The 22,877-nt window shown below is 59.1% G+C and carries 29 protein-coding genes and 3 tRNA genes; 12 read left to right on the forward strand and 20 right to left on the reverse strand.

Annotated elements, in window-relative coordinates:
- Positions 1-37 precede the first annotated feature (37 nt).
- Genes HJC00_RS21895 through HJC00_RS21910 form a run of 4 tightly spaced genes read right to left on the reverse strand, consistent with a single transcriptional unit; the run spans position 38 to position 1,506 of the window.
- Positions 38-406, reverse strand: coding sequence for a hypothetical protein (locus tag HJC00_RS21895; RefSeq protein ID WP_221164597.1), 369 nt, complete (start codon positions 404-406; stop codon positions 38-40).
- Positions 406-786 (reverse strand): hypothetical protein, encoded by a 381-nt coding sequence (locus tag HJC00_RS21900; protein ID WP_221164598.1) that lies wholly within the window; start codon positions 784-786, stop codon positions 406-408. The genes HJC00_RS21895 and HJC00_RS21900 overlap by 1 nt, the downstream gene beginning before the upstream one ends.
- The gene (locus HJC00_RS21905; protein ID WP_221164599.1) at positions 783-1,277 is read right to left on the reverse strand and encodes a hypothetical protein; all 495 of its coding nucleotides are present in this window, start codon (positions 1,275-1,277) and stop codon (positions 783-785) included. Before HJC00_RS21905 ends, HJC00_RS21900 begins: the two co-directional genes overlap by 4 nt.
- 40 nt (positions 1,278-1,317) lie before the next feature.
- Entirely contained in the window at positions 1,318-1,506 is a 189-nt protein-coding gene (locus HJC00_RS21910; protein WP_221164600.1) for a hypothetical protein, read from the reverse strand.
- 237 nt (positions 1,507-1,743) lie between these two features.
- Here HJC00_RS21910 and HJC00_RS21915 point away from each other — a divergent pair, with 237 nt between their 5' ends.
- On the forward strand, positions 1,744-2,031 hold the full coding sequence (locus HJC00_RS21915) for a hypothetical protein (RefSeq protein ID WP_221164601.1): 288 nt from the start codon (positions 1,744-1,746) through the stop codon (positions 2,029-2,031).
- Between the two features lie 672 nt (positions 2,032-2,703).
- On the opposite strand, the gene HJC00_RS21920 is transcribed toward HJC00_RS21915, so the two are convergent.
- From HJC00_RS21920 to HJC00_RS21985, 14 genes are all read right to left on the reverse strand, one after another.
- On the reverse strand, positions 2,704-5,445 hold the full coding sequence (locus HJC00_RS21920) for a D-alanyl-D-alanine carboxypeptidase family protein (protein WP_221164602.1): 2,742 nt from the start codon (positions 5,443-5,445) through the stop codon (positions 2,704-2,706).
- An 11-nt stretch (positions 5,446-5,456) separates the two neighbouring features.
- On the reverse strand, positions 5,457-7,097 hold the full coding sequence (locus HJC00_RS21925; protein ID WP_221164603.1) for a terminase large subunit: 1,641 nt from the start codon (positions 7,095-7,097) through the stop codon (positions 5,457-5,459).
- Positions 7,094-7,495 (reverse strand): phage terminase small subunit P27 family, encoded by a 402-nt coding sequence (locus HJC00_RS21930; protein ID WP_221164604.1) that lies wholly within the window; start codon positions 7,493-7,495, stop codon positions 7,094-7,096. Before HJC00_RS21930 ends, HJC00_RS21925 begins: the two co-directional genes overlap by 4 nt.
- Entirely contained in the window at positions 7,492-7,794 is a 303-nt protein-coding gene (locus HJC00_RS21935) for a phage head closure protein (RefSeq protein WP_259672296.1), read from the reverse strand. Before HJC00_RS21935 ends, HJC00_RS21930 begins: the two co-directional genes overlap by 4 nt.
- A 19-nt stretch (positions 7,795-7,813) precedes the next feature.
- Positions 7,814-8,227 carry a DUF3168 domain-containing protein gene (locus tag HJC00_RS21940; protein ID WP_221164606.1) on the reverse strand — a complete coding sequence of 138 codons (414 nt, stop codon included), beginning with the start codon at positions 8,225-8,227 and terminating at the stop codon, positions 7,814-7,816.
- Positions 8,220-8,645 carry an HK97-gp10 family putative phage morphogenesis protein gene (locus HJC00_RS21945; RefSeq protein WP_221164607.1) on the reverse strand — a complete coding sequence of 142 codons (426 nt, stop codon included), beginning with the start codon at positions 8,643-8,645 and terminating at the stop codon, positions 8,220-8,222. The genes HJC00_RS21940 and HJC00_RS21945 overlap by 8 nt, the downstream gene beginning before the upstream one ends.
- Positions 8,635-8,937: a head-tail connector protein gene (locus HJC00_RS21950; RefSeq protein ID WP_221164608.1), complete on the reverse strand. Its 303-nt coding sequence runs from the start codon at positions 8,935-8,937 to the stop codon at positions 8,635-8,637. The genes HJC00_RS21945 and HJC00_RS21950 overlap by 11 nt, the downstream gene beginning before the upstream one ends.
- 7 nt (positions 8,938-8,944) lie before the next feature.
- Positions 8,945-9,391, reverse strand: a complete 447-nt coding sequence (locus HJC00_RS21955) for a hypothetical protein (RefSeq protein WP_221164609.1) — start codon at positions 9,389-9,391, stop codon at positions 8,945-8,947.
- A 2-nt stretch (positions 9,392-9,393) separates the two neighbouring features.
- Positions 9,394-9,666, reverse strand: a complete 273-nt coding sequence (locus HJC00_RS21960; RefSeq protein WP_221127942.1) for a hypothetical protein — start codon at positions 9,664-9,666, stop codon at positions 9,394-9,396.
- Positions 9,667-9,945, reverse strand: coding sequence for an HNH endonuclease signature motif containing protein (locus HJC00_RS21965; RefSeq protein ID WP_311044186.1), 279 nt, complete (start codon positions 9,943-9,945; stop codon positions 9,667-9,669).
- Positions 9,946-10,016: 71 nt separating this feature from the next.
- Positions 10,017-10,610: a hypothetical protein gene (locus tag HJC00_RS21970; protein WP_221164611.1), complete on the reverse strand. Its 594-nt coding sequence runs from the start codon at positions 10,608-10,610 to the stop codon at positions 10,017-10,019.
- Positions 10,611-10,613: 3 nt separating this feature from the next.
- Positions 10,614-12,167, reverse strand: coding sequence for a phage major capsid protein (locus tag HJC00_RS21975; protein WP_221164612.1), 1,554 nt, complete (start codon positions 12,165-12,167; stop codon positions 10,614-10,616).
- A complete protein-coding gene (locus HJC00_RS21980; protein ID WP_221164613.1) occupies positions 12,164-12,505 on the reverse strand; it encodes a gene transfer agent family protein in 342 nt (113 codons plus the stop codon). Before HJC00_RS21980 ends, HJC00_RS21975 begins: the two co-directional genes overlap by 4 nt.
- Entirely contained in the window at positions 12,502-13,734 is a 1,233-nt protein-coding gene (locus HJC00_RS21985) for a phage portal protein (RefSeq protein WP_221164614.1), read from the reverse strand. Before HJC00_RS21985 ends, HJC00_RS21980 begins: the two co-directional genes overlap by 4 nt.
- A gap of 167 nt (positions 13,735-13,901) precedes the next feature.
- On the opposite strand from HJC00_RS21985, the gene HJC00_RS21990 reads away from it, so the two are divergent.
- A complete protein-coding gene (locus tag HJC00_RS21990) occupies positions 13,902-14,267 on the forward strand; it encodes a hypothetical protein (RefSeq protein ID WP_221164615.1) in 366 nt (121 codons plus the stop codon).
- Between the two features lie 20 nt (positions 14,268-14,287).
- On the opposite strand, the gene HJC00_RS21995 is transcribed toward HJC00_RS21990, so the two are convergent.
- Complete coding sequence (locus tag HJC00_RS21995) at positions 14,288-15,838, reverse strand: integrase (RefSeq protein ID WP_221164616.1); 1,551 nt, start codon at positions 15,836-15,838, stop codon at positions 14,288-14,290.
- A 91-nt stretch (positions 15,839-15,929) separates the two neighbouring features.
- A tRNA-Val gene (locus HJC00_RS22000) sits at positions 15,930-16,005 on the reverse strand.
- A gap of 406 nt (positions 16,006-16,411) precedes the next feature.
- Here HJC00_RS22000 and HJC00_RS22005 point away from each other — a divergent pair.
- From HJC00_RS22005 to nuoF, 10 genes are all read left to right on the forward strand, one after another.
- Positions 16,412-16,488: transfer RNA gene (locus HJC00_RS22005), tRNA-Asp, on the forward strand.
- A gap of 51 nt (positions 16,489-16,539) precedes the next feature.
- Positions 16,540-16,616: transfer RNA gene (locus tag HJC00_RS22010), tRNA-Asp, on the forward strand.
- Positions 16,617-16,863: 247 nt separating this feature from the next.
- Positions 16,864-17,229, forward strand: coding sequence for an NADH-quinone oxidoreductase subunit A (locus tag HJC00_RS22015; protein ID WP_010055493.1), 366 nt, complete (start codon positions 16,864-16,866; stop codon positions 17,227-17,229).
- Positions 17,220-17,804, forward strand: coding sequence for an NADH-quinone oxidoreductase subunit B family protein (locus HJC00_RS22020; protein WP_210628296.1), 585 nt, complete (start codon positions 17,220-17,222; stop codon positions 17,802-17,804). Before HJC00_RS22015 ends, HJC00_RS22020 begins: the two co-directional genes overlap by 10 nt.
- Positions 17,805-17,822: 18 nt before the next feature.
- On the forward strand, positions 17,823-18,425 hold the full coding sequence (locus HJC00_RS22025) for an NADH-quinone oxidoreductase subunit C (RefSeq protein ID WP_210628295.1): 603 nt from the start codon (positions 17,823-17,825) through the stop codon (positions 18,423-18,425).
- 46 nt (positions 18,426-18,471) lie between these two features.
- A complete protein-coding gene (locus HJC00_RS22030; protein ID WP_221164617.1) occupies positions 18,472-18,858 on the forward strand; it encodes a four helix bundle protein in 387 nt (128 codons plus the stop codon).
- 60 nt (positions 18,859-18,918) lie between these two features.
- Positions 18,919-20,109, forward strand: coding sequence for an NADH-quinone oxidoreductase subunit D (locus HJC00_RS22035; protein ID WP_210628293.1), 1,191 nt, complete (start codon positions 18,919-18,921; stop codon positions 20,107-20,109).
- On the forward strand, positions 20,109-20,381 hold the full coding sequence (locus HJC00_RS22040) for a hypothetical protein (protein ID WP_210628292.1): 273 nt from the start codon (positions 20,109-20,111) through the stop codon (positions 20,379-20,381). The genes HJC00_RS22035 and HJC00_RS22040 overlap by 1 nt, the downstream gene beginning before the upstream one ends.
- A gap of 16 nt (positions 20,382-20,397) precedes the next feature.
- A complete protein-coding gene (locus tag HJC00_RS22045; protein WP_221155972.1) occupies positions 20,398-21,561 on the forward strand; it encodes an NADH-quinone oxidoreductase subunit E in 1,164 nt (387 codons plus the stop codon).
- A gap of 10 nt (positions 21,562-21,571) precedes the next feature.
- Positions 21,572-22,876: an NADH-quinone oxidoreductase subunit NuoF gene (nuoF, locus tag HJC00_RS22050; protein WP_003558451.1), complete on the forward strand. Its 1,305-nt coding sequence runs from the start codon at positions 21,572-21,574 to the stop codon at positions 22,874-22,876.
- The last annotated feature ends 1 nt before the right edge of the window (position 22,877 follow it).

The raw sequence follows: 22,877 nt of genomic DNA on the forward strand, positions 1-22,877 counted from the left end.
AATGAGAAAGGCCCGCTGTGAAGCGGGCCTAGCTTTGCTATTCGGAGTCCTCGTTTGGAACCCGGATGCCGTTGACGTTCACCTCGCTCATGAAGCTTACTGTGATCTTCGTGCCGGGAACTTCCTCAAGTGCCTTTGCCGTTCGACTTGTCGCCAGAAGATGGTCGAGCACGTCGTCGGGCACTTGGGCGAAGGCATGGAGATCGAGCTTAAGAGCCGTCGCCAACTGTTTTTGTGCATTTTCGATGATGTCGCGAGCGACGGCTCGGAATACCTCACTTTGCTCGTCGTGTTGCCGGCGATTGTCATCAACAATCTTCTGCACGGCGGGAGAGAGCCGGTGTTTGCCGCGAATGAATTCGGGGATATCTTCGGCTGGCATTTTGCGGGGTGGCTGTGCCGACATTAGCGCGCCGCTCCCTTGATGATGGCTTTGTCCGCCGGTGTCATATCCACGAAATCGGGCTCTGGCGTGAGACGGGCGACATGGACGCGATGCAACTCGTGTGCTGCAGCGATAATCCCTTCGGGCGAATTGAAAACCTCGACTCGATAGATGCCGTCGCCCTGAAGCGCGATATCGGGTTTCACGCTATCGGTTGCGCGGTCGCCATAAATTTCAAACAGGAAGCTATTGAAGGCCTTTCGGCCCATGACTTCGACGGCTTTAAGGTCGCGGTTCGGCATGATAATGGTCCTTTTCTGGAAGGTTGATTTGGCAATCGGCATTCCTTCACCTGCCGGGGCGGCGGCAACCGCCTCCGGCAGGGCATTCAAAGCGATCACTCGCCCTTGACCTTCCATTGTGGAAGGGTCCACCGGACCTGCTTAGAGAGCTGGTCCCGGTATTTCGTAAGCCTGACGATATCCGCCAAAGCCTGTTTCCGTGCGTCCGGGTCGTTGAGGTCTGCGGCCTCAAGTTCGGCGATCCGGTTGCCGATCTCCTGCACCTTGTAGCGGTTGACGTAACCGGCCAGGGCGCTGGCTGCATCGAGGTAAAGCCCGACCATTCTTTCCGCCCGGCCGAGTGCTCCGCGATTTGGCCCATCGGTTTCCGGGTTCCAATCTGGATCGCTATCACCGTCACCAGCGTAGTCCGGCAGTTCCTTGATGCCCGTCCATTCAAGGTAGGTTGTGACGTCATTCCAGAAGTCAGCCATGAACACGTTAAAAGGCATCTGGAAGGCGTCGTCGGCCACTCCGATCGCTTCCTTTTCCTTCTCCCTTAAACGTTCCCGATAAGCCCGCTGATACTCTGCCGCCGTCTTGACCATCATTAGCCCCTTCACTGATGATCTAACATTTAACATGTTAGAGTTAAGACGCAAGAGCAAAGTCAACGGCTTCTTCGAGCCGGGAGTGTTCGGGCCAGATGCCGGTCACTTCCCCCAATCGTGCGACAAGTTCGTCCCGGCCGCCGAGGAGCGGAATGACTTCGACAAGCCGGTTCACGAGTTCCTCATAGAGATTGTCTGGGAGATAGATTTCGCTGCTTGCAGTCTTCATTTTCAAACGCCCTTCGGTTCGTTTTAACGATTATCGATATCCTCCATTTAACCTCAAATGTAAAGCGTGAAATTCAAAAAACAACAATTATATCAAACGCTTAGTCAGTAAATATTGATTTACCGCGGGGGCCAGACGACTGCTGAACAGGTCGGTTCTTGTCGCCGCCCAACGTGCGCTATACGCTCAATGATAGGAATCGTCGTAGGGGGGATGATGCTTAGGATTTTATGTGCGGTGCTGCTGGCAACCGCCTGTTTGAACGTGGCGAAGGCGGATGAGCTACCGGACGACACCAGAGTGCGCGCGGTATCGATCTTCCCCAACGATATTATGTCGATCTCTCCGGGGAGCGGGACAATGAAGGAGTGCCGGGACTCCATCGCTGAAATGATCGAACAGCTCAAACAAGAGGGCGACGCGGAGAATGATGGGCAGATTTATGCGTGCTTGCCGGTCGATCAGCCGGCAGACGAGTCAATCCGAATTCCTGTCACCAGATACAAGCGGAACATGTTCGAGTAACGCTAGCCATGGAAGTTCAGGCTCGTTCATGAGCTTTCCTAAACCCTATAACCTTTCTCTAGGAAGCTGACATAGCTTTACCTAGAGCATGAACAGGATGTAACGCCTATCGGCCAAGCATCCAGTCACATTGCTCTAGGTAAAGCTCCGTCTGGAAAGAAGAGTATTCTTTCTCTGAGGCCGCACGACAGCCCATATGACGAGCTTGTCGGGGAGACATACCAAACTTGACAACCTTGTTACAGGGAGGCCGGGGTCAGACTGTCGGCCTTTATGTCAGACTTCCCATACCGTTGCCGGATATGGCTGGCGTAGAGTTATCAAACCAGTTTGGCGATCTGATAACGCTCACGAGTCGCAATCTACCAGCGTTGCTCGTCCTGCCGGATCTGACGGTATTGTATGGAAATCATCGGCGGCTATGCCAGCCTATTCAACAGCAGATAAGTCAGACCCTGCTTATGAATAGGATAGCCACAAAACGAACCGGTTGCGTGAGTTTTTTCGGGAAATTTTTCACGCAACCGGCGCTTTTGGCGACTATTATATGGGTAGTCGCATAGCGGCGATTGCATCTCATGCCCCCGGCGACGTCAGACCCCGCCGGGGTCTTTCTGTTTCAAGTCGACTGTAAGGCGCGGGAAGCCTTACTCCACTTCCGGCGCTTAGCGTTTAGCGCCCGCGCCCGGCGCTCAGAAGATTGCCCGGCCGCATTTGTTTCTGAATCTCTGAAACCACGACCCCGCGCATGGTGCCTTCGATCTGCGCGCCGATTTGCTTAGCGAGATCGGCGTTCTGCTCCGGAGTGCCACCGTTTGCGTTGACCGTGACAGGGGCGGAAATGGTGATCTGCTGGACAGGCGCGGTGTTACTGTTCGCGGGCTCCAGGTCGGGCTTGCGAAGTGCGGGTGCGTTGCCGACATAGCCTCCTTCGGCGAACCCGCCACGACGTGCGCCACGGTGCATAGCTTCAAGGTTCGCGACACCAATCCGGCGCGTTGCCTCCGTGCTCATGACAAACTCGCCACGGTGCACGACGCCTGCCGGCTCATATTTTCCGCCACGACCGGTGAAGCCGCCTTCGGCGAATCCAAACAGTCCACCGAGCAGTGAGCCGAACAGTCCACCGAAGCCAACACCACCACCCTCTTTCTGCTTGTCGGCCTTGGGCGCGGTGCCAAACAGATTGGCAAGCGGACCCTCACCCATGAGCAGGGCCTGAAGGCTAGCTTGAAGAAGGGTTTTCAGGAACTGTTGCAATGCCTCTTGTGCCGTCATGGTGCCGTCAATGATGCCCGTGAGCGCGTCGGTCATGGACTGACCGAAGAAGTGGGCCGTCTCCTGCGCTTGCTCCTGCTTCTCCCGCAAGCTGTTCACGCTAATTTCGGCTGATGCCATTCCCTGGGCAAGACTGGCGATTTCCTGCCGCTGTTGGGGCGTGAGCGCGATGCCGGCCCGCTGGGCTTCGTTCAGCATTTCCTGTTCATAGCGAAGCGCGGCGGCCCGCTGCGCCGTCATGCCGAGCGCCTGCTGTTCGATACCCTGTTGCGCCGTATATTCGCTGGCGCCCCCGGTGATCTGGCTATACGCGTCGGCCTGCTTCTGCGCCGCATCGGTCAAGCGCTGGATTTCGTCGGCAGTATTCTTGGCGCGGGCGTCGGCATCCTCAATGTGCCAATTCTCATTCGAGAGCGGGAAGGACAGGCCGAAATTGCCAGCGTTCGCATGAACCCAATCGCGCGCGCGATCGGAACCATATCCTAGATCGGCAGCGTTGCCCTTGTTGTGCTGGCTGTTGCCGGGCGGTGCCACCCACTTCCGGGCGGCTTCCGGGGATCCATACTTCTTCAGGGCATCAAGCCAAAGCTGCTGCTGTCGAGCAATATCGCGAAAACCGGAATTGATGGTGACGCTGCCCTTGAGATCGTCGGGCATGGAAGCGAGCATCTTCGCCAGCTTTTGCGCAAAAGCGTCTGCCATTCCGGTGATGCTGTCCTTCCCCTTGCCGTTGGCGAGAACGGCGGAAAGATAGCTCGTGGGGTCGTCCGTCGCGCTCTTGAGGTTGAGCGACGAAAGCGCCTTGCCGCGCATCTCGTTAGCCAGGGCGATTTCGCGCTGGCCGCTTGCCTGGGAAATGGCCTTTTGATAGATCGCGTCAATCTTCGCCTTCGCATCGAGATCGGCGAGCGACTTCGCCAAGTCCGGCACCTCTTCCTTCAGGGCGCGGATAGCATCGGAATAGCTCTTGATGCCGGCGACGGCCCTCGCGGCAGCGCTACCGCTGCCGGACAGGGCAGTGTTGAGGTTATTCACGGGAGGCGTTGCGCCCTTGGCGTCTTCGCCGGTCTTATAGATAAAGTTGTCGTCATAGCCATTGCGCCGGTCGAGAACGTCGCGAAGCTTAATGGCTTCGCCGGCCAGTTCCTCAACAAGCTCTTTCTGCCTCTCAATATTGAGATCAATGGTCGGATCGTCGGGAGACGCGCCCTTTTCCTGGGTGAGGTCGGCAAGGCGCGTTTTTGCCGTTTCGAGCTTCTGATAAGTCGAGACAAGCGCGGACTGCACATTGCGGGTCGTCTGTTCATCAACCTTATTGAAGCGGTCAAGGAGGTCATCGGCGAGGAATGCCACGCTGAGGAAGGCTTCTTTCCAATAGGTGCCGAACGAGCTCGCGGCTGCGGACCACTTGCGGTTAAATTCATCGGCGCGCTCGATGAGCTGCTCATCCATGACAAGGCCAAGGTCGTTCGCTTCCTTGATCGTCGCGCGGATGCCGTCCGCTCCCCGGTCGATGAGCTGCACAAACTTTTCGCCGCCCTGTCCGCCGAAGACTTCATCGAAGACGCGGATGCGGGCCGCGCTGTCCAGGCGCTGCATACGGTCGATGATATCCAGCAAGAGGGCCTTCGGATCTTGGAGCTTCCGGGCAAGCTGTTCCGCGCTATAGCCCATGCGCTGGAAAGATTCCGCGCCGCTGCCGGAACCGGTTTTGATCCACTCGTCCGCGCGAAGCGAAAGCTCCTTCATGGCGTCGGTCAGGGCATCAACGGGAATGCGGTTCTGTTCGGCCACATACTTGAGTTCCTGAAAGTCCTTCACCTTCAGGCCGGCCATCTTCGCCATGTCGCCGACTTCGGCAACGCCCTTCGCAAGCTCGCCGACGCGTTCAATAATCTGGTCCAGGCCGCCCACGGCCAGCCCGCCCGCGATGCCGCCGAGCAAGCCCTTGCCGAAGCTGCCGAGCGTCTTCATTGCGCCGCCCATCGCATTCTCGATACCGGAAGCAGCGGTTTCGGCCTCTTTCTGGATCGCCCGGAAGTTAGTGCGGCTCTTGCCCTTGGAGCGCTCAAGATCGCGCTCATACTTGTTCAGTCGGGCTTCGAAAGTGACCAAAAGGCGCTGGCCGTCATCCATTGCAAAAATCCTTATGCTGCTTCGGCTTCATCGCGAAGCCGGTCAAATTCGTTGGGGTCGAGGTCAAAGATTGAGCGCTGGTTGTCGTTCGCGGCGGCCCGGAAGACGGAAAGCGCGGACGCGATAGCGCCGTCGATATGATTGCTGTGGCGGGTGCCCTTGTGCATCGTGGTCAGTTCGCTGGCGCTGGTCGCCCGCTTCACCACGACGCTTTCGAAGTGGTTGCGAAGGATCGGGTGCGCGCCGTGGCGGACTCGGCGGCCATTCACCACGCGCTCGAGGTCGCAAATCGGGCCGTGCATGTGCTTTGCCGTCTGCGGAAGCTGAAGCACGTTGATGCCATGATCCATGAGCTTCGACATGAGCGGCCCGGCAAGCGATGGGTCGAAGATGACTTCGCGCACGTCGTAGGTGCCGCAAATGTCAACGATCTGGTCGGCGATCACGTCGGGTTCGATCACCGGTCCATCGATCACGTTCAACAGGCCATCATCGCGCCACCGGGGATAAGGAACCTGTTCGACCTTGGCCTTATCCTCCAGACCTTCGGACGGTAGGAAGAACCATGGGTGAAGCGAGATCCGACCATCGTCATGACGGAACGCGGCAACGATTGCCGTAAGATCGCCCGATCGGGACAGGTCCACGCCGAGCCAGCAAGGCAAGCCCTCAAGTTCGGCAAGGTCGAAATTCAGGTCGCGTCCGGCGTCATAGACGGCCATGTCGAAAAGCGGATCGCGGGAAGCGGCCTGCCACATATTGAGGTGGAACTGCTGAAAGGCGAAGCGTTCGGCGGGCCGGTGTTCAGCCTCGCGCGCCATCGTCCGCAATCCGCCGAGATCAGGGAAACCGTGCGCGAGGCCAGGATTGACCTTGTGCCAAACGGCTTCGTCGCGCCAATCGTCGCCGGGTTCTGCTTCGAAGATGATCGGAAGAAATGACGGATCATGAATCTCGCCCGTCGCGACCTTCCGGGCGTAGTCGTAAAGCTCGAAACCGATATTCTCCTGCCCACGGCCTGCCGTCGTGGCGATAATCATGAGGGTGTTGGGAACCTTCGCCATACCGGACTTGAGGGCCTCCCAAAGCTCTCGGCCCTTCCAAGCATGGATTTCATCGACAAGCACAAAGCTGGGCGTCTTGCCGTGCTGGGCAGCGCCATCGCTCGAAACGGCGAGCAATTCGGCCTTATTCAGGCGACACATGATCTTTTTTGCCGAGTTATGGGCGTCATAGATGCGGGTCGCGGCCACGATGCGGCGATCCTCGCGCACGATGTTCGCAGCTTCCTTAAAGCCGATACCTGCCTGTTCGCGGTCGGATGCCGCAAAAATGGCCTGCCCAGCCGCGCGGGCTTCCGGGCCGATGGTATGGAGAAGCGCCCACGCTGCGGCGATGCTAGTCTTACGGTTGCCCCGGGGCAGCATCAGGAAGACAGTGCGGACGATCCGGCTTCCGTCCGGGTTGCGCGGGCCATAAATCCGGCGCGTCATTCGCTCCTGAAAATCGTAGAGCTGAAATCGGCCCTTCGCGGCGACACTGGCCGGATGCTTCAGCGCCCGAATGAAGTCAACAGCGTCCTTTCCACGGCCAAGCGGATCATCAATGGTGCTGCCGTCAAAAATCCAATGCGGAAACGCGCTTTTGCTCATGGCCGGTTCCTGCCGATCATGAGCGGGTTGTCGGAGTCGTCATCGTCGGCCGCTGCGCTGCCGACACGGGCGCGCGATACCGGCGAGAGACCATATTCGGCGGCAAGCTGCCGGGCCGTCTGCATTGCCTTGTCCTGAAGGCGGCAAAGCTTCATGTCGATTTCGCCGGAAGTGCGAAGCGCGTCCTCAATCTCGCGAACAAGACCGCGGGCGCGGCAATAGTCTTCCACCCCGCCGAGATCGCCACGGGTGATGATTCCACGCTCGATAAGGCCGGGCATAATCCGCTTCCATTCGGCGCGCGCGTAGGCGGAAAGCTGCTTCGGCGCTGCCGGTGCCCTCAGCAGTGCGTTGGTATCGCGTTCGATGGCCGGCTTTACACCGCGAAGGTGAGTCACGACTTCAGGGCCTCGCCGCGGAGTTCAAGCGCGTCGTGCCTGCCGAGTTCCTTGATTTCCTTCAAGCCGTATGCCGTGCCGTCGTTGGTCACGCGGTCCTTCGTCGTGATGCCTGGGCGATACCGGACACGGAAAATCACGGTGCCGGTTTCGGCCTCGCCGTAGCCGGTGAAGAATTCGCTCGCCGTTTGCTGAAGCACTTCAGCCCAAACAGTCGCGACGGGCGCCCATGCCTTCCGCACATCGCCGGACGGTGACACGGTTTCCGTTTCGCGCTCAATAGTGATGCGGCGATCCATCGTTCCGATGTTCAGCATGTCAAATCAACCATCGAATGAGAGCTTCGACTGACAGGATGCCGTGACCGTATGCAGGGTCAGGATCGCGCGGGAAGGTCGAGCGCACGACGCGGAAATGATCACAGTCACCACCCTCAATTTTGAGGGGCTTATCCAGTGCGGCCATAACCGCGCCCGCGATTTCCTTCGCCGCGTCCTGTCCAGCGTCCAGGGTCCAAATATGCAGGTCGAGATAAACCCATGCCGTGCGCTGGCTGCGGTAGTCGTGACCGTGCAAGGTCGTGTTGCCGTCGCTCAAAATGATGCAGGGCGTCTTGTCGGGGCGGGTGCTGCCGGCGCGGATTTGGTCAAGCGGCACGAGATCCACCACGGCCGGCGAGTTCACGAGAGCGGCGCGGATGGCAGTCTGCAAGGCAAGCGTCGGTTCAAACATTCTTTCCATTCCATGCGTCGAGCACGGCCTTCCTGCCGGCGCGGTCAATTCGTTGCTGAAGGCGTTTGCGGAGAAGGCGAAGGGCCGGCCAAAAGAAGGGCTGAGCTTCGGTGTCGCTCGTGCCGTATTCGACAAGGTGCGGATACCGGACGGTGTGATCACCAACGGTCACGATCACCTCATGCTCGCCGGCCACGGTCTCGCCACCCGGCTGGCTATAGGCGGGGGTCGATTGGCCGGGGCCAGTAACGACGATGCTTTCCTTCAGCGCGCCGGTATCTTCCGGCGCAAGATGCCGCTGAGCGTCCGCGAGTTCGTTCGCCGAGGCGAGCAAAGCGGCATTGATGCTATTGCGCGGGGCGTTCTTCACCCGATCGAACGCCTTCATTAGACCGTCTAGCCCGTCCTTACTGGCCATCGGTGAACCACTTTTCTCGGTAGTTATCGAGGATCGAGGTCACGCCATGCGGCGCAAGCTGCATGGACAGGCCAAAAGTCGCGATGTTACGGCACTCGAAATAGAAGGAAACAAGCCGCAAAAGTGCGATTTTGACGTCTGCCGGAACGGGGTCGAGATCCGCGATGGGCCGGCCGATATAGTTGCCGACCCACGTTTCCGCGCCGTCGATATAGAGCGAAATAAGCTCATCTTCGGCGATTCCGTCGATCTTCATATGGGCCTTGGCGAGTTCAAGACTGACTGCGGACATGCTGCGACTAGGCCTTTTCTGAAAAAGTTATTTTCGGCGTCTCTTCCGCGGTGCTCCCCGCGCCGGTCCCCTCTGAAGGGGCAAAGTTCGGAGATACCCCGGCGTCGGGGCACTTCGCCCAACGTCCAGCCGGTCGGAAGGCGATGGCTGCCTCCATCGAGCCAAGTTTGCGACGACGACAGAGCAGTGCTTTAGGGGTGATGCCGAGGACGTCGGCCCATTCGACCAACGTTTTCGTTTTGCCGTTCACAGTATGCCGATGCGCACGGTCTGAGACGTGAAGTTGATTGACCTTGTTGACGACGTTCTTCGTGATGCCCATCCAGGCTCGCACCCGCTGCTGTTCACGCTGCCGGCAGTGTTTGGAGTAAGCGAAGGCGCGCTCGCGTGCCGCTTGGGATTCGGCTGCAAACTCTTCCTTGTCGATCTGGCGAGCGCGTTCGGCGGGTGTCATCGCTAAGCCGAAATGACTGTAGCTGCACCGCTGCTATCGGCTGGCATGAGATAGATAGCAGTGAAGAATTCGCGCGTCAGAGACTCCAGGTCCAGGAGCTGATCGGTAACGCCAGTGTTCGTGATGAAGGCATCTGTTGAGGTATCAGGCGGGACGATCTCATCGGGCTCTTTGGCCCGAACCGTCGTGATCTTGATTACGGCGGGCGGACGAGGTTGGAACGAAGAACCGTCGAAACGGGTCCATACATTGGGCGGAAGGGTGATCTTTTTCATTTACAGATTTCTTTCCTGACGTTGCTTGATTGAGTTGTGGCAAGGGGCGCAAAGCGGTTGCCAGTTGGCGCGATGCCAAAAGAGGTTCTTGTCGCCACGGTGCGGAATGATGTGATCCACGACCGTTGCAAGCCGGGTGACGCCCGCCTTGCTACATTCGCGGCAGTGCGGGTTCATGGCGAGATAGTCGAGGCGGGCTTTGCGCCACTCATGGTTATAGCCGCGGGCGCGGGCTGAAGGCCGGCGCTCATCATGGCGACGGTTGCGCTCGCGTGTCACCAATCGGCGACATTCGCAGATTTCCGTGTTTGGCACGACGCGGCCGCATGAGCAGAGGCGGGGCGGTTTGCTCATGGCTTGCCTCGCTGGGCGTTGGCCTTGAGCTTGGTGAGGCCCGATCGGGCTTCGCCTTCGGTGACTTCCTCACGTGGATCGTGGGCGAGCTGCTCTTTCTCTGCGCTACCGTGAATGGCCTTGAGCATGTCGAGGTGAGCGACGTAGGCGCGATCGATCTCGGTCGGCGTGGCGTTCCATGCGGCTTCAGGCGTCCAGCCAATCCAGCCGGTCGCATAGCCAAAGAGGCCCACATAAGCTTCAGACCACGAGACGGCCTTCCCTTTGGATGGTTCCGCCTTTGGATGGGGGGCCGGCATGAACATCGAAATCAACTCGGCGAGCGGTTGGCGCACGGCAACAAGAAAAGGGAAAAGCGGCTTTCCAGCATGGGAAAGAAGGAAAGCCGCCGCATCCTGCCGGTTGGTGGAGCCCGCCAGGATGATTTCGGAAATGATGGTGAGGTTTAGTTCGTCCAGTGCCCGGAAGAGGCCGGGGAAGCCGTGGCGTTCAACAAGGGTCGCAGCCGCCCGCAAGGAAGGGCGAAGCATCACGGTGTTGCCACCGTGCGCAATCGTCACCTGCTCATATGCGGGCCGCTCGTAGGTCATGGTTTAGGCCGCGACCTTCAGTTTGATGAAGCGGTCAGGGTGCGTCACGTCGGCGCCCACGCGCTTGCGGGCGTGAAAGCGAACTTGGCCCTTCGTTGCGAGGGTGTAGGGGTCGCGAAGTGTCGAGAGTCCGACGCGGTCAACGATCCGGTAGCCGGTCAGGTCGCCGAACAGGATTGGATACTTGCCCCCGCCGATGTCATCCATGTCGGGCATCTCGACAATCGGCCGGCCAAGCAGCGTGGAAACGCCGCCTGCGGTGATCGGGTCGAGAACGAGATAGCGGCCGGTGCTGTCCTTCCACTGGCGAATGGTGCCGAGCGTGTTGCGATTCATCAGCCAGACGCCATTATTGGCGTGAGTCGTGGCGATGCCGTGATACATGCCGATAAGCACGTCAGCCGGGTTCGTGGACGGGAAAGCAGCGGCTACGCCCGTCTTCACTTCCTTGATGCCGGAAGCGATCATGATGCCCTTCGGCTGCTTGACGCCCGTGCCCTTGACGAACGCAAGCCCTTCGGTCTGACCGAACGACTGCGCATAGTCGGCCAGAAGTTCGCCCTCAAGGCCATATGCGTTGTCTTCGAGAAGCTGGTTCGAAACGTCGGTGAAGGTCGCGAGTTCGATGGGGGTCAGCGTGACCTGTTCAAAGGTCATGCCGCTTTCGGTGCGGTCTTCGGTTTCATCCACCCACGTTGCGGCAGTGCCGGAGACGCGGCGCGGATACTTGATCGACTCTGCCGAGATCGAGACGACGCGGGCATAGCTGCGGATCGGAGAATATTCGGATAGCAGCTTGATAAGCTCATTGCCGACTTCTTCCGGGGCGAGGAATCCGCCGTTCGTGTCACTGGCAACCGTGAGCGCCTTCACCTCATCGGCGGACATGCGTTCGACGCCGCGGCGGAGAAATGAATTGAAGGCCTTGCGCTCAAGGTCGTTGTCGTTCTCCGCGGTCGGCTGGTTGTTGTTCGCAGCAGTTGGGCGATTGAGCTTCGCCTTGATGGTTGCAATGTCGGCCTTGAGGGCCTTCAGGTCTTCCGGCGAAATCACCGGATCATTCTTCATTTCGATTTCTTCGTTTTCCAACTTGGGTTCCTTGTGTTCTGCCGTGCCATCGGCGGCCTTTACTGACGTGATTTGCGCGCCGGGATGGCTGGGAACGGCGACAACTGAGATTTCGTGAAGGTCGAGGGCCGTAATCGTGCGCCCGCGCTGCCGGGGCTTCGCAGCCCTTGTGCGGAAGCCGATAGACAGGCCGGAAACAGCCTTCGTGCGGATCATGGCGCGGACTTCGCGGGCGCGCTCAACGTCGTCCACGAGCAAGCGGCCTTTGACTGTGAGGCCATCCGGGGTTTCTTCGATCTGGTCCCAAACGCCGATAACCTGCGCCTGGTCGTGCGCGAACAGCATCGGCAAGACTTCAGGGGAGGCGAATGCGCCCTTTTCGATCACGTCGCCGACGCGATCGGGAGAACCGAAGGGCCAAGCAATGCCGGTGATGGTGCCGGCGTCGTCAACGGTGAGTGCGGCCTTGATTTCGATGCGCTCGGTCATGCGGACTGTCCCGTTCCGTCGTGGGGATTTTCCGAGGCGCTGCCGAAAAACAGGGCCGTGATGACGCCATCGGCAACGGCGAAGATTTCGGCGAGCGGACGCCCGACGCCGTAAATCGAAACAAGCTGGTCAGCTTCGGCTGGGGAGGTGCCTCCACCGACGAGGCCGAGCCGGATCACCTGAAGCACGTCAGAGAGGGAGTATTCGGACGTGCGGAAACGTCGGAACAGTGCGCCGACGCCGTGGCCGGTCTTACGCTCAAGCTCTTCGATAAGTTCGCGGGTCGGGAAGGAGAAAGCCTTTTGGCTGTCGCCGAAGAAGGCGATATGCTGTGTCATGCGGCATCCTTCGCCGGGGCCGTGGTCGGGGCGGCGTTGCTGGTCGTGTGCGGATTGATGAGTTCGTCACCACCCGGCAGGGGCGGCATGTTCTGGATCGCGCGCGCCTCATTCGGCGTCATGATCCGGTTCGTCACAAGCGCGGTCATGTTGGCGGTGCGACTCGCTGCGTCTGCGCGCATGAGGTCATCAACGACGAATTCAAAATAGTGGTCGTCCTGTTCATCCTCGCTGAGAAGGACGGTCGCGTAAGCGTCCTGCCAGCGATCAAGCCAAGGGCGAAGGCAGAGCTGAAGGAATTGCGCGCCCATCTGTTCGGTGTTCGACCATGTTCCGCGGGTAAGCTCGAAAAGCATGGTCGGCGGAACACCAAAGATGCGGGCGATTTCGCGGACCTGTTCCAGCCGATGCTCAAGGAACTGGGCATCGGTTGAGGTCATGGCCGGCTGATCATACTTCCAACCGGCATCAAGGATCAGCGGATCGCCGGAACCGCCCTTCTGCCACTCGCGGAAGGACTTTCGGATATTGCCGACTGCCTGGGCACCGGCTTCGCCGCCCTGTGGTTTTTCATTGGAGATGATGCCGGTCGGGCGAGCACCGGAACCGAAGAATTGCGCGCCGTGACGCTCAAGAATCGACGCAAGGCCAACAGCTTCCTTGCCGAACGCGATCGGGGAGGTTGCCAGGAAGGACCGGATATGAAGAATTTCGGTGTGCGGATAGTCACGAGTGCCGGACTTCTCGGAGACGCGAAAGACTGGTGCGCCGGTCATTTCGTTCTCAAGGACTGTCACTTTGCCCGGCTTCAGGCGCTGAAGCTCGAACGGCCGGCCGTCGTCGGGGAAGCGGACCACCTTTGCATAGCCGTCGCCGTGCATGAGCGCGTCGGCTGTCAGGCTGGTGCGGAGATCACCGGCGCCTGTCCATTCGTTCGCTCGTCTATGGACGATACGATAAGCGGAATGATCGGTCGCCACGTCCTTGCCATCTTCGGTTTCCCGGTAGACCTTGCAAGGAAGAGATCCGATAGTTTCTGAGATCAATCGGAGAGCCTGAAGAACAGCCGGAACATAGAGGGATGAATTTCCGCTGACGTTCACCCCAGAAAAGGTGTGTCTGAAGCTGATCATGTCGGCGAAGTCAGGACTATTAAGGGAATAGGCCTTTTCTTCTACCGGGAATCCAATGGCTTTCTTCACGCTGGACAGTGCAGAGGCGATATTCATTCTTGTTCCCAACTTCAATCTGGGAACTATTGTCTCATGGACGGAATCCGGTGTGAATCCCTAAAATGAACAAAAGAAGAACAAAATGCGCGAAGTGTCCGTTCCGTTTTTGATGTAGTATCTAAACATCGCAATATGTCGTCGTGATTCGCAAAGGAAACCGCTATATGTTGGGTCTTTCACTTAGTTTATCGCTCGGCAACCCTGCCCTTAATCAAGGGCATCGCCAGCCCACGGTTGAGATAGTGCTCCAGGATGCTCTGGCCGCGAGGCGGTTCGTCACTGCCACCTACGAGGGCGAGGAACTGCGCTTCGCCCCTCTGGTCGTCTATCAATCTGACGATGTAGTATATGTCGAAATGGTTCTCATGGGTGACTTTCCCGCGCACGGAAGCCGCCCGCCAGCGATCACATCGCTTGAGAAAGCGATGCTCGCAAACGCCTATGTGACCGAAGAGGGCTTCGAAGTTAGCCCATCACTGCAACGAATCCTTGGTCGCTATCAGAACGTCGAAGCTATCGTCAGCTTTTGAGATGATCTTGCAGAAGGCGACTAGGCTAACGTGATAGCGTGGACTTGATCCATCGCTGCAGCGAGTCCAGGAAGCATGACTTCACTGCGACCATAAAGCTCTTGCGATTTGCCGTCCGTTCGCCCGGTGATGTAGTTGCGGGCGTCTTCCGGCACATGATCACGACGGCACAGGTCTTCGAACAGGTGACGCCAGCCGTGGTTAGGAGAAAGTTCCGGGCGCTTGTCGAAAGGAATCAAGGCACGAACCCATGTCCCCACGCGAGGCTGAACGCTGATTTCCGCTTTCGTCTCGCCTTTGAACAGGCGGCCAGCGGGTGCCGCCTTGACGAAATCGATCAACCCTTCTTCGGCGAGAGCTTTGTGAACCGGAACGCGCCGTTCACTGCTTTCTGTCTTCAAGGTGCGGTTCCCCACTGTGGTAACTTTCCAGAACCACCGGCCGCCTGTTTCAAAGAAGTCTTCCTTGTGGAGATTTCCAGCCTCGCTCACCCGCATGCCTGAGTATGCGCAAAGCCACGGTATCCAACGGAAAATTGCTTTGTCCTCCTTTCGGGCGGCGGTCAGCACAAGCCTAGCTTCGTCCATGGTGAAAGCGCGGAGGTAAGAGGGTAGGGTAGTGTAATCTGGGGCCTTGATGCCATTTAGCGGGTTGCCGGCCGGGAAGAAGTTCGTCGGATCGTTCTGTCGTCCCCAGTTCATGACGGTGCGGAGATTCTGAAGCATCGCCTTAACGGTGCGGTTGCTGAGTTCGCCCGCGTCCTGCAATGATTCGATCCAGCACTTGCCTTCTGCTGCTGTGACCGTGAGTGCGTTCTTGTTTTTTCGCCACTTGGCGAACGCGGCGCAATGGTCGCGATACTTCTTTACAGTGCGGTCAGGTAATGGCTTTGCGTTTTTCCCGCGCGCCCGGCGCTTCACCTCGTCGTCTATTATATTGTCGAAGGTGATCGGTTCGTCTTCGATGGCGGGCGCGTCGACAAGCAGGGGGTGAGTCGGTTTGCCGGTGAAGATACCTTCGTTGCGTTCAAACTCTCGGCCCATCGCTTCATAGAAGGCAACGCACATTGCTTGCGCCATGATCCTCCACTCGCTTGTGCCCTTGACCGCATCAGTGTTGCCAGCGAGCCGCGCGCTGGCAATCCTGTGGCCGACCAACTGCTCTAACTGGTCATCTGAAAGAAGCCCGGAGAAGCCGTCGCGGAACATTCGTCCATCATCGGGATCGGGATCTAGCCGGCCATAGCGATAATCCTCCTGTCTTATCTCCGCGTCGAAATCGATTTGAGATTGATATTCTCGAAGAGCGATCTGCTGGACCGTCAGAGGGTAGGAGGGGGCTTTCGGCCGCTGGCCGGTTGCGGCTTCGTGCTTCTGCCGAGCAATGCCGATCTGCCGCTGGATAGAGGCCACGGCAGCAGCATGATTGCGAAGGGCCGTTCGCCGGTCACCGCCGAGCTGGATTTCAAGTTCTGCACGATTGTCGAGGAATGGCCGAAGGTGGGGAGGGATCACGATTCGGGCCGAATAACGCCCGTTGCGTTCTTTCCAGTGTTGAGGCTTGCCAGCCATGCGAGACCCGTTTTGTGACGCGATTTGTGACGTCAATATGGGCAAAAAGCTTTACGGCGCAAGGGGTTCTAGCAATTTCAAAAGGATAGAATGGTGGGCGATGAGAGACTCGAACTCCCGACATCCTCGGTGTAAACGAGGCGCTCTACCAACTGAGCTAATCGCCCATCGCTGGCGAAGCCGATCGGCCTGCTGCGTTGGTGGCCGTCATCTATGCGGATCACGGCAAAACCGCAAGAGTGTTTGTGAAGAATTTTTGATTTTTTTGGCGGTCGTCTGCTGGTCTGCGCTGCCGATCAGGCGCAGTCGGCCTGTGGATAAAGGGGGGCGGCGGATTTATCCATTTTGCCTGCGCCGCCGGCTCCCATCGTGCCTCGCTGCGGCTGCGGAGGTTGGAATTGCCGGCTTTCCGTTCTGCCTGCAGCGGCTTTACCGAAACAATTCAGCGACTGTCATGGTTTTGTCTCCAAACCTGCTTGACACTAAAAGGCGAACCCCGTAGTTAGCCGCTCATCGAAACGGCCAGCCGTTTTGGTGAGGGTGCGAAGGCATCCGGATTGCTTGAAATGAAGTGCGGGTGTAGCTCAGTCGGTTAGAGTGCCGGCCTGTCACGCCGGAGGTCGCGGGTTCGAGCCCCGTCACTCGCGCCATTTCAAAGCAGGCGTTCAGGCGCCGCCGTCCGGCTCTTCCGTCCGTCATGCGCGGGTGTAGCTCAGTCGGTTAGAGTGCCGGCCTGTCACGCCGGAGGTCGCGGGTTCGAGCCCCGTCACTCGCGCCATTCTCCTCCGAAAGCCATGCAGTTTCCAGGGGTCAGGCATGCAGCTTGAATCGACTTCTGCGGATTTGTCGCGACATCGTTGCATCTGCTTGATAATGTCCGCGCGCGACGCGTCGAATTGCCGCCGTAAAAGTCTTGCGCCGGGGCGTCGGCTGCGCTAACCACGGCTTGTTGCAACGCACGTTCGCTTGTCGGGCAATTGCCCAAAAGCGCCGTCTGGCGCCTCCGACAAGCAAGGATGAACATGATGACTGAACTGCTCAGTTCCTATATTCCGATCGCTATCTTCATCGCCATTGCGCTCGTTATCGGCCTGGCGCTGCTCATTGCGCCGTTCGCCGTGGCTTTCAAAGCGCCAGATTCGGAAAAGCTCTCGGCTTACGAATGCGGTTTCAACGCCTTTGACGACGCCCGCATGAAGTTCGACATCCGCTTCTATCTCGTGTCGATCCTCTTCATCATCTTCGACCTCGAGGTCGCCTTCCTCTTCCCCTGGGCCGTTTCTTTCGGCGCCATCGGCTGGTTCGGCTTCTGGTCCATGATGGTCTTCCTCCTCGTGCTGACCATCGGCTTTATCTATGAATGGAAAAAGGGAGCCCTAGAATGGGAGTGACCCCTGTGAGCAACCAGTCGCTCGTCGCGCCGCAGCCGAAGGGGATCATCGATCCGTCGACCGGCAAGCCGATCGGGAGCAACGACGCATTTTTTGGCGAGATCAACAACGAACTCGCCGACAAGGGTTTCCTCGTCACTTCGACGGACGAGCTGATCAACTGGGCCCGTACCGGCTCGCTGATGTGGATGACCTTTGGTCTTGCCTGCTGCGCCGTCGAAATGATGCAGCTCTCCATGCCGCGTTATGACGTCGAGCGCTTTGGTTTTGCGCCGCGCGCTTCGCCGCGCCAGTCCGACGTGATGATCGTCGCCGGCACGTTGACCAACAAGATGGCGCCGGCGCTCCGCAAGGTCTACGACCAGATGCCCGAGCCACGCTACGTCATCTCGATGGGCTCCTGCGCCAATGGCGGCGGCTACTATCACTATTCCTATTCCGTGGTGCGCGGCTGCGACCGCGTCGTGCCGATCGACATCTACGTGCCGGGCTGTCCCCCCACGGCCGAAGCGCTGCTCTACGGCGTGCTTCTGCTGCAGAAGAAGATCCGGCGCACCGGCACGATCGAACGCTAAGGGTTAAGGACAAGGCATATGAGTGAAGCCCTGACTGAGCTTGCCTCCTATCTTGGCGAAGCGCGCGGCAACCTGATCGCCGCATCGCAGTTGAAGTATGGCGAGCTGACGCTGACGGCGACGGGTGAAAACCTGATCGCGCTCCTGACCTTCCTGCGTGACGACGCCAAATGCGGATTCGTCAACCTGATCGATATTTGCGGCGTCGACTGGCCGCAGCGCGAGCTGCGCTTCGACGTCGTCTATCATCTGCTGTCGCCGAAGAAGAACCTGCGCATCCGCGTCAAGGTCGCGACCGACGAGGATACGCCGGTCCCATCGGCCTGTGCGGTTCATCCCGGCGCCGATTGGTTCGAACGCGAAACCTGGGATATGTACGGCGTCCTGTTCACCGGCCATCCGGATCTGCGCCGCATCCTGACTGATTACGGTTTCGAAGGGCATCCTTTGCGCAAGGACTTTCCGACGACCGGTTTCGTCGAAGTTCGCTACGATGACGCAGCGAAGCGCGTCGTCTATGAGCCGGTGGAACTGAAACAGGAATTCCGCAACTTCGACTTCATGTCGCCATGGGAAGGCACCGAATACGTGCTGCCGGGTGATGAGAAGGCGAAACAGTAGTTCTAGGCAGAAGCCAATAGGCAGTAGGCAATAGTGATAAGGGAGAATGGCAACGGCGATTAATTCCTATCAGGATCTTACGGTGTGGCAGCGCTCCATGGATCTTGCGGTTGAATGTTACGGCCTGACCAAGGGATTTCCCAAAGAGGAAGTTTATGGCCTTACCTCCCAGGTAAGACGTTCGGCAGCGTCCATCGCGGCAAACATAGCGGAAGGTTACGGGCGCGAGGCAACGGGTGCATATGTTCACCATTTGAAAATCGCCCAAGGATCCCTGAAGGAATTGGAGACGCATCTGATACTCTCGGCGCGAGTAGGAATAGCCACGGTCTCGCAGACCCAGTCGGCGCTTTCCTTGATTGCGGAGATAGGGAAGATGCTGCGGTCGCTTATTCGCCGCCTGCAGGATGGACAGAACGAACGTGAGAACTAACCACTACACTATTGCCTATTGCCCACTGGCTAATGCCTGCAATAGCGGAGCGCCTAGCAAATGACCGAACATAACGTCCGCAACTTCAACATCAATTTCGGACCGCAGCATCCGGCGGCGCACGGCGTTCTTCGTCTTGTCCTGGAGCTTGACGGCGAAATTGTGGAGCGGGTCGATCCGCATATCGGCCTGCTGCATCGCGGCACCGAGAAGCTGATCGAGACCAAGACCTATCTGCAGGCGGTGCCCTATTTCGATCGCCTCGACTATGTCGCGCCGATGAACCAGGAGCATGCCTATGCCATGGCCGTCGAAAAGCTGCTCGGCATCGAGATCCCGATCCGCGGCCAGCTGATCCGCGTTCTCTATTCGGAAATCGGCCGCATCCTCTCGCATCTTCTGAACGTCACGACGCAGGCGATGGACGTCGGCGCGTTGACGCCGCCGCTCTGGGGCTTTGAAGAGCGTGAAAAGCTGATGGTGTTCTATGAACGGGCCAGCGGCTCGCGCATGCACGCTGCCTATTTCCGTCCGGGCGGCGTCCACCAGGATCTGCCGGAAAAGCTCGTGCAGGACATCGGCGACTGGTGCGATCCGTTCCTCAAGGCGCTCGATGACATCGACGATCTTTTGACCGGCAACCGCATCTTCAAGCAGCGCAACGTCGATATCGGCGTCGTCTCGTTGGAAGATTGCTGGGCCTGGGGCTTCTCCGGCGTCATGGTGCGCGGTTCGGGTGCTGCCTGGGATCTGCGTCGCGCCCAGCCTTACGAATGTTATTCCGATCTCGAATTCGACATCCCGATCGGCAAGAACGGCGACAATTATGACCGCTACCTCATCCGCATGATCGAGATGCGCCAATCGGTCCGCATCATGAAGCAGTGCGTCAATCGCCTCCTCTCGGATGCGAAGACCGGTCCTTTCTCGTCGATCGACGGCAAGGTCGTTCCGCCGAAGCGCGGCGAGATGAAGCGTTCGATGGAAGCGCTGATCCACCACTTCAAGCTCTATACCGAAGGCTATCATGTGCCGGCCGGTGAAGTTTACGCCGCGGTCGAAGCGCCGAAGGGCGAGTTCGGCGTCTATCTCGTCTCCGACGGCTCGAACAAGCCGTATCGCTGCAAGATCCGCGCTCCGGGTTACGCCCACCTGCAGGCGATGGACTTCATGTGTCGCGGCCACCAGCTTGCCGACGTCGCTGCTGTCCTTGGCTCGCTCGATATCGTCTTCGGCGAGGTGGACCGCTGATGCAGCTTCTGCCGCTGGCCGTCGCAATTCTTCTCTCGGCGTCCGGGGTTTCGGCTCAGGAGGCTGACACCCTCGGCACGCCGCTGGGTCATAAGGAAGTGACGCCGCCGGGGCAGCAATCGTCCATGGGCGAGCTTTTGTCCAAGGGCTATCAGATCAAGGCCGCCATCCCGAATGGCAGCAAATTCGTCGTATTTATGCAGAAAGACCAGTCGGCCTATGCCTGCGAAATGCAGTCTTTGACCGCTTCGCGGTGTGGAACCCTAAACTGACAAGGCGTGAGGAAGAATGTCCGTTCGTCGATTAGCCGAAGATCAATTTCAGCCTGCCGCATTCGCTTTCAGCGATGAAAATGCGGTCTGGGCGGACAAGACGATCCAGAAATACCCCGCCGGCCGCCAGCAGTCGGCGGTCATTCCGCTGCTGATGCGAGCGCAGGAACAGGACGGCTGGGTCACGCGCGCGGCGATCGAAAAGATCGCCAACATGCTTGACATGGCTTATATCAGAGTGCTCGAGGTCGCGACCTTCTATACGCAGTTCCAGCTGCATCCTGTCGGCACGCGCGCCCATGTCCAGGTCTGCGGCACCACGCCCTGCATGCTGCGCGGCTCGGAAGCGCTGATGTCGGTCTGCAAGAGCAAGATCCATTCCCACCCATTCGAGCGCAATGCCGAAGGCACGCTCTCCTGGGAAGAGGTCGAATGTCTTGGCGCCTGCGTCAACGCCCCGATGGTGATGATCGGCAAGGACACGTACGAAGACCTGACGCCGGAGCGCCTCGAGGAGATCATCGACACCTTTGCTGCCGGCAATGGCGCGAGCATCAAGCCGGGCACTCAGATCGATCGGATATTCTCAGCACCGGAAGGCGGCCCGACCTCGCTGACGACCGAAGAGCCGAAGGCAAGGACACGCGCCAAGAAGAGCGAGGCCGAAACCGTGTCGGCACCGGTCGACGCTGCGCCGGTCCCGCCCTCCGAGGCCGGCCGCCCGAAGAGCACTGATGCCGAGACCAATGCGGTCTTGAAGACACCGGCGACGGCGCCGAAGGCTGCTGCGAAAAACGCCAGGGCAGCCGAGGAGCAGCCGGTTTCCGGCACGGCGCCTGCCGAGGCGACGCCTGCTGCGGCCAAGGCCGAAACCGCTCCGGCGGCCAAGCCCAGCCTGACCGACAAGAACCGTCCGGCCGGCATCGAAAAGCCCGCCGCTCCTGATGACCTGAAGATGATCTCCGGCGTCGGTCCGAAGATAGAGGCGACATTGAATGAAATCGGCATCTTCACCTTCGCGCAGGTCGCAGGCTGGAAGAAGGCCGAACGCGAATGGGTCGATAGTTACCTGAACTTCCGCGGCCGCATCGAGCGCGACGACTGGGTCAAGCAGGCCAAGGCGCTCGCCAAGGGCGGCGAAGCGGAATATATCAAGGTCTTCGGCAAGAAGCCGCGGTAAGAGGTGAAGCATGTTACAAGATAAAGACCGCATCTTTACCAATATCTACGGCCTCAAGGACAAGTCCCTGAAGGGCGCGATGAGCCGCGGCCACTGGGACGGCACCAAGCAGATCCTCGAAAAGGGCCGCGACTGGATTATCAACGAGATGAAGGCCTCCGGCCTTCGCGGTCGCGGCGGTGCCGGTTTCCCGACAGGCCTCAAATGGTCCTTCATGCCGAAGGAAAGCGACGGCCGCCCGCATTACCTCGTCGTCAATGCCGACGAATCGGAGCCCGGCACCTGCAAAGACCGCGACATCATGCGCCACGATCCGCATACACTGATCGAAGGGTGCGTCGTCGCAAGCTTCGCCATGGGCGCCAATGCCGCCTACATCTACGTGCGCGGTGAATACATCCGCGAGCGCGAAGCGCTGCAGGCGGCGATCGACGAGTGCTATGACTACGGCCTGCTTGGCAAGAACAACAAGCTCGGCTGGGACATGGACATCTTCGTCCATCACGGCGCCGGCGCCTATATCTGCGGCGAGGAAACCGCGCTGCTTGAAAGCCTGGAAGGCAAGAAGGGCCAGCCGCGCCTGAAGCCGCCTTTCCCAGCCAACATGGGCCTCTACGGCTGCCCGACGACCGTCAACAACGTCGAATCGATCGCGGTCGCGCCGACGATTCTGCGCCGCGGCGCTGGCTGGTTCTCGGCCATCGGTCGTCCGAACAATGTCGGCACCAAGCTGTTCATGCTCTCCGGCCACGTCAACAAGCCGTGCACCGTTGAAGAGGAAATGGGCATCACCTTCCGCGAACTGGTCGACCGCCACGCCGGCGGCATCCGCGGTGGCTGGGACAATCTGCTCGCCGTCATTCCGGGCGGTGCATCCTGCCCGATCGTTCCGGCCAAGGACATCATCGATTGCCCGATGGATTTTGACGGTCTGCGCGGCGTCGGTTCCTCCTTCGGCACGGCCGCCGCGATTGTCATGGACAAGTCCACGGACGTCATCAAGGCGATCGCCCGCATCTCCGCCTTCTTCAAGCATGAGAGCTGCGGCCAGTGCACGCCCTGCCGGGAAGGCACGGGCTGGATGTGGCGCGTGATGGAGCGCATGGCCAAGGGCAACGCCCAGAAGCGCGAAATCGACATGCTGTTTCAGGTGACCAAGCAGATCGAAGGCCACACCATCTGCGCGCTCGGCGACGCCGCCGCATGGCCGGTGCAGGGTCTGATCCGTAACTTCCGTCCCGAGATCGAAAAGCGCATCGACCAGTATACGGCGAGCGCGCTCGATCACGGCGCGGTTCTGGAGGCGGCTGAATAAT

Source organism: Rhizobium sp. NLR22b (genome assembly GCF_019685295.1).
Lineage (GTDB): Bacteria > Pseudomonadota > Alphaproteobacteria > Rhizobiales > Rhizobiaceae > Rhizobium.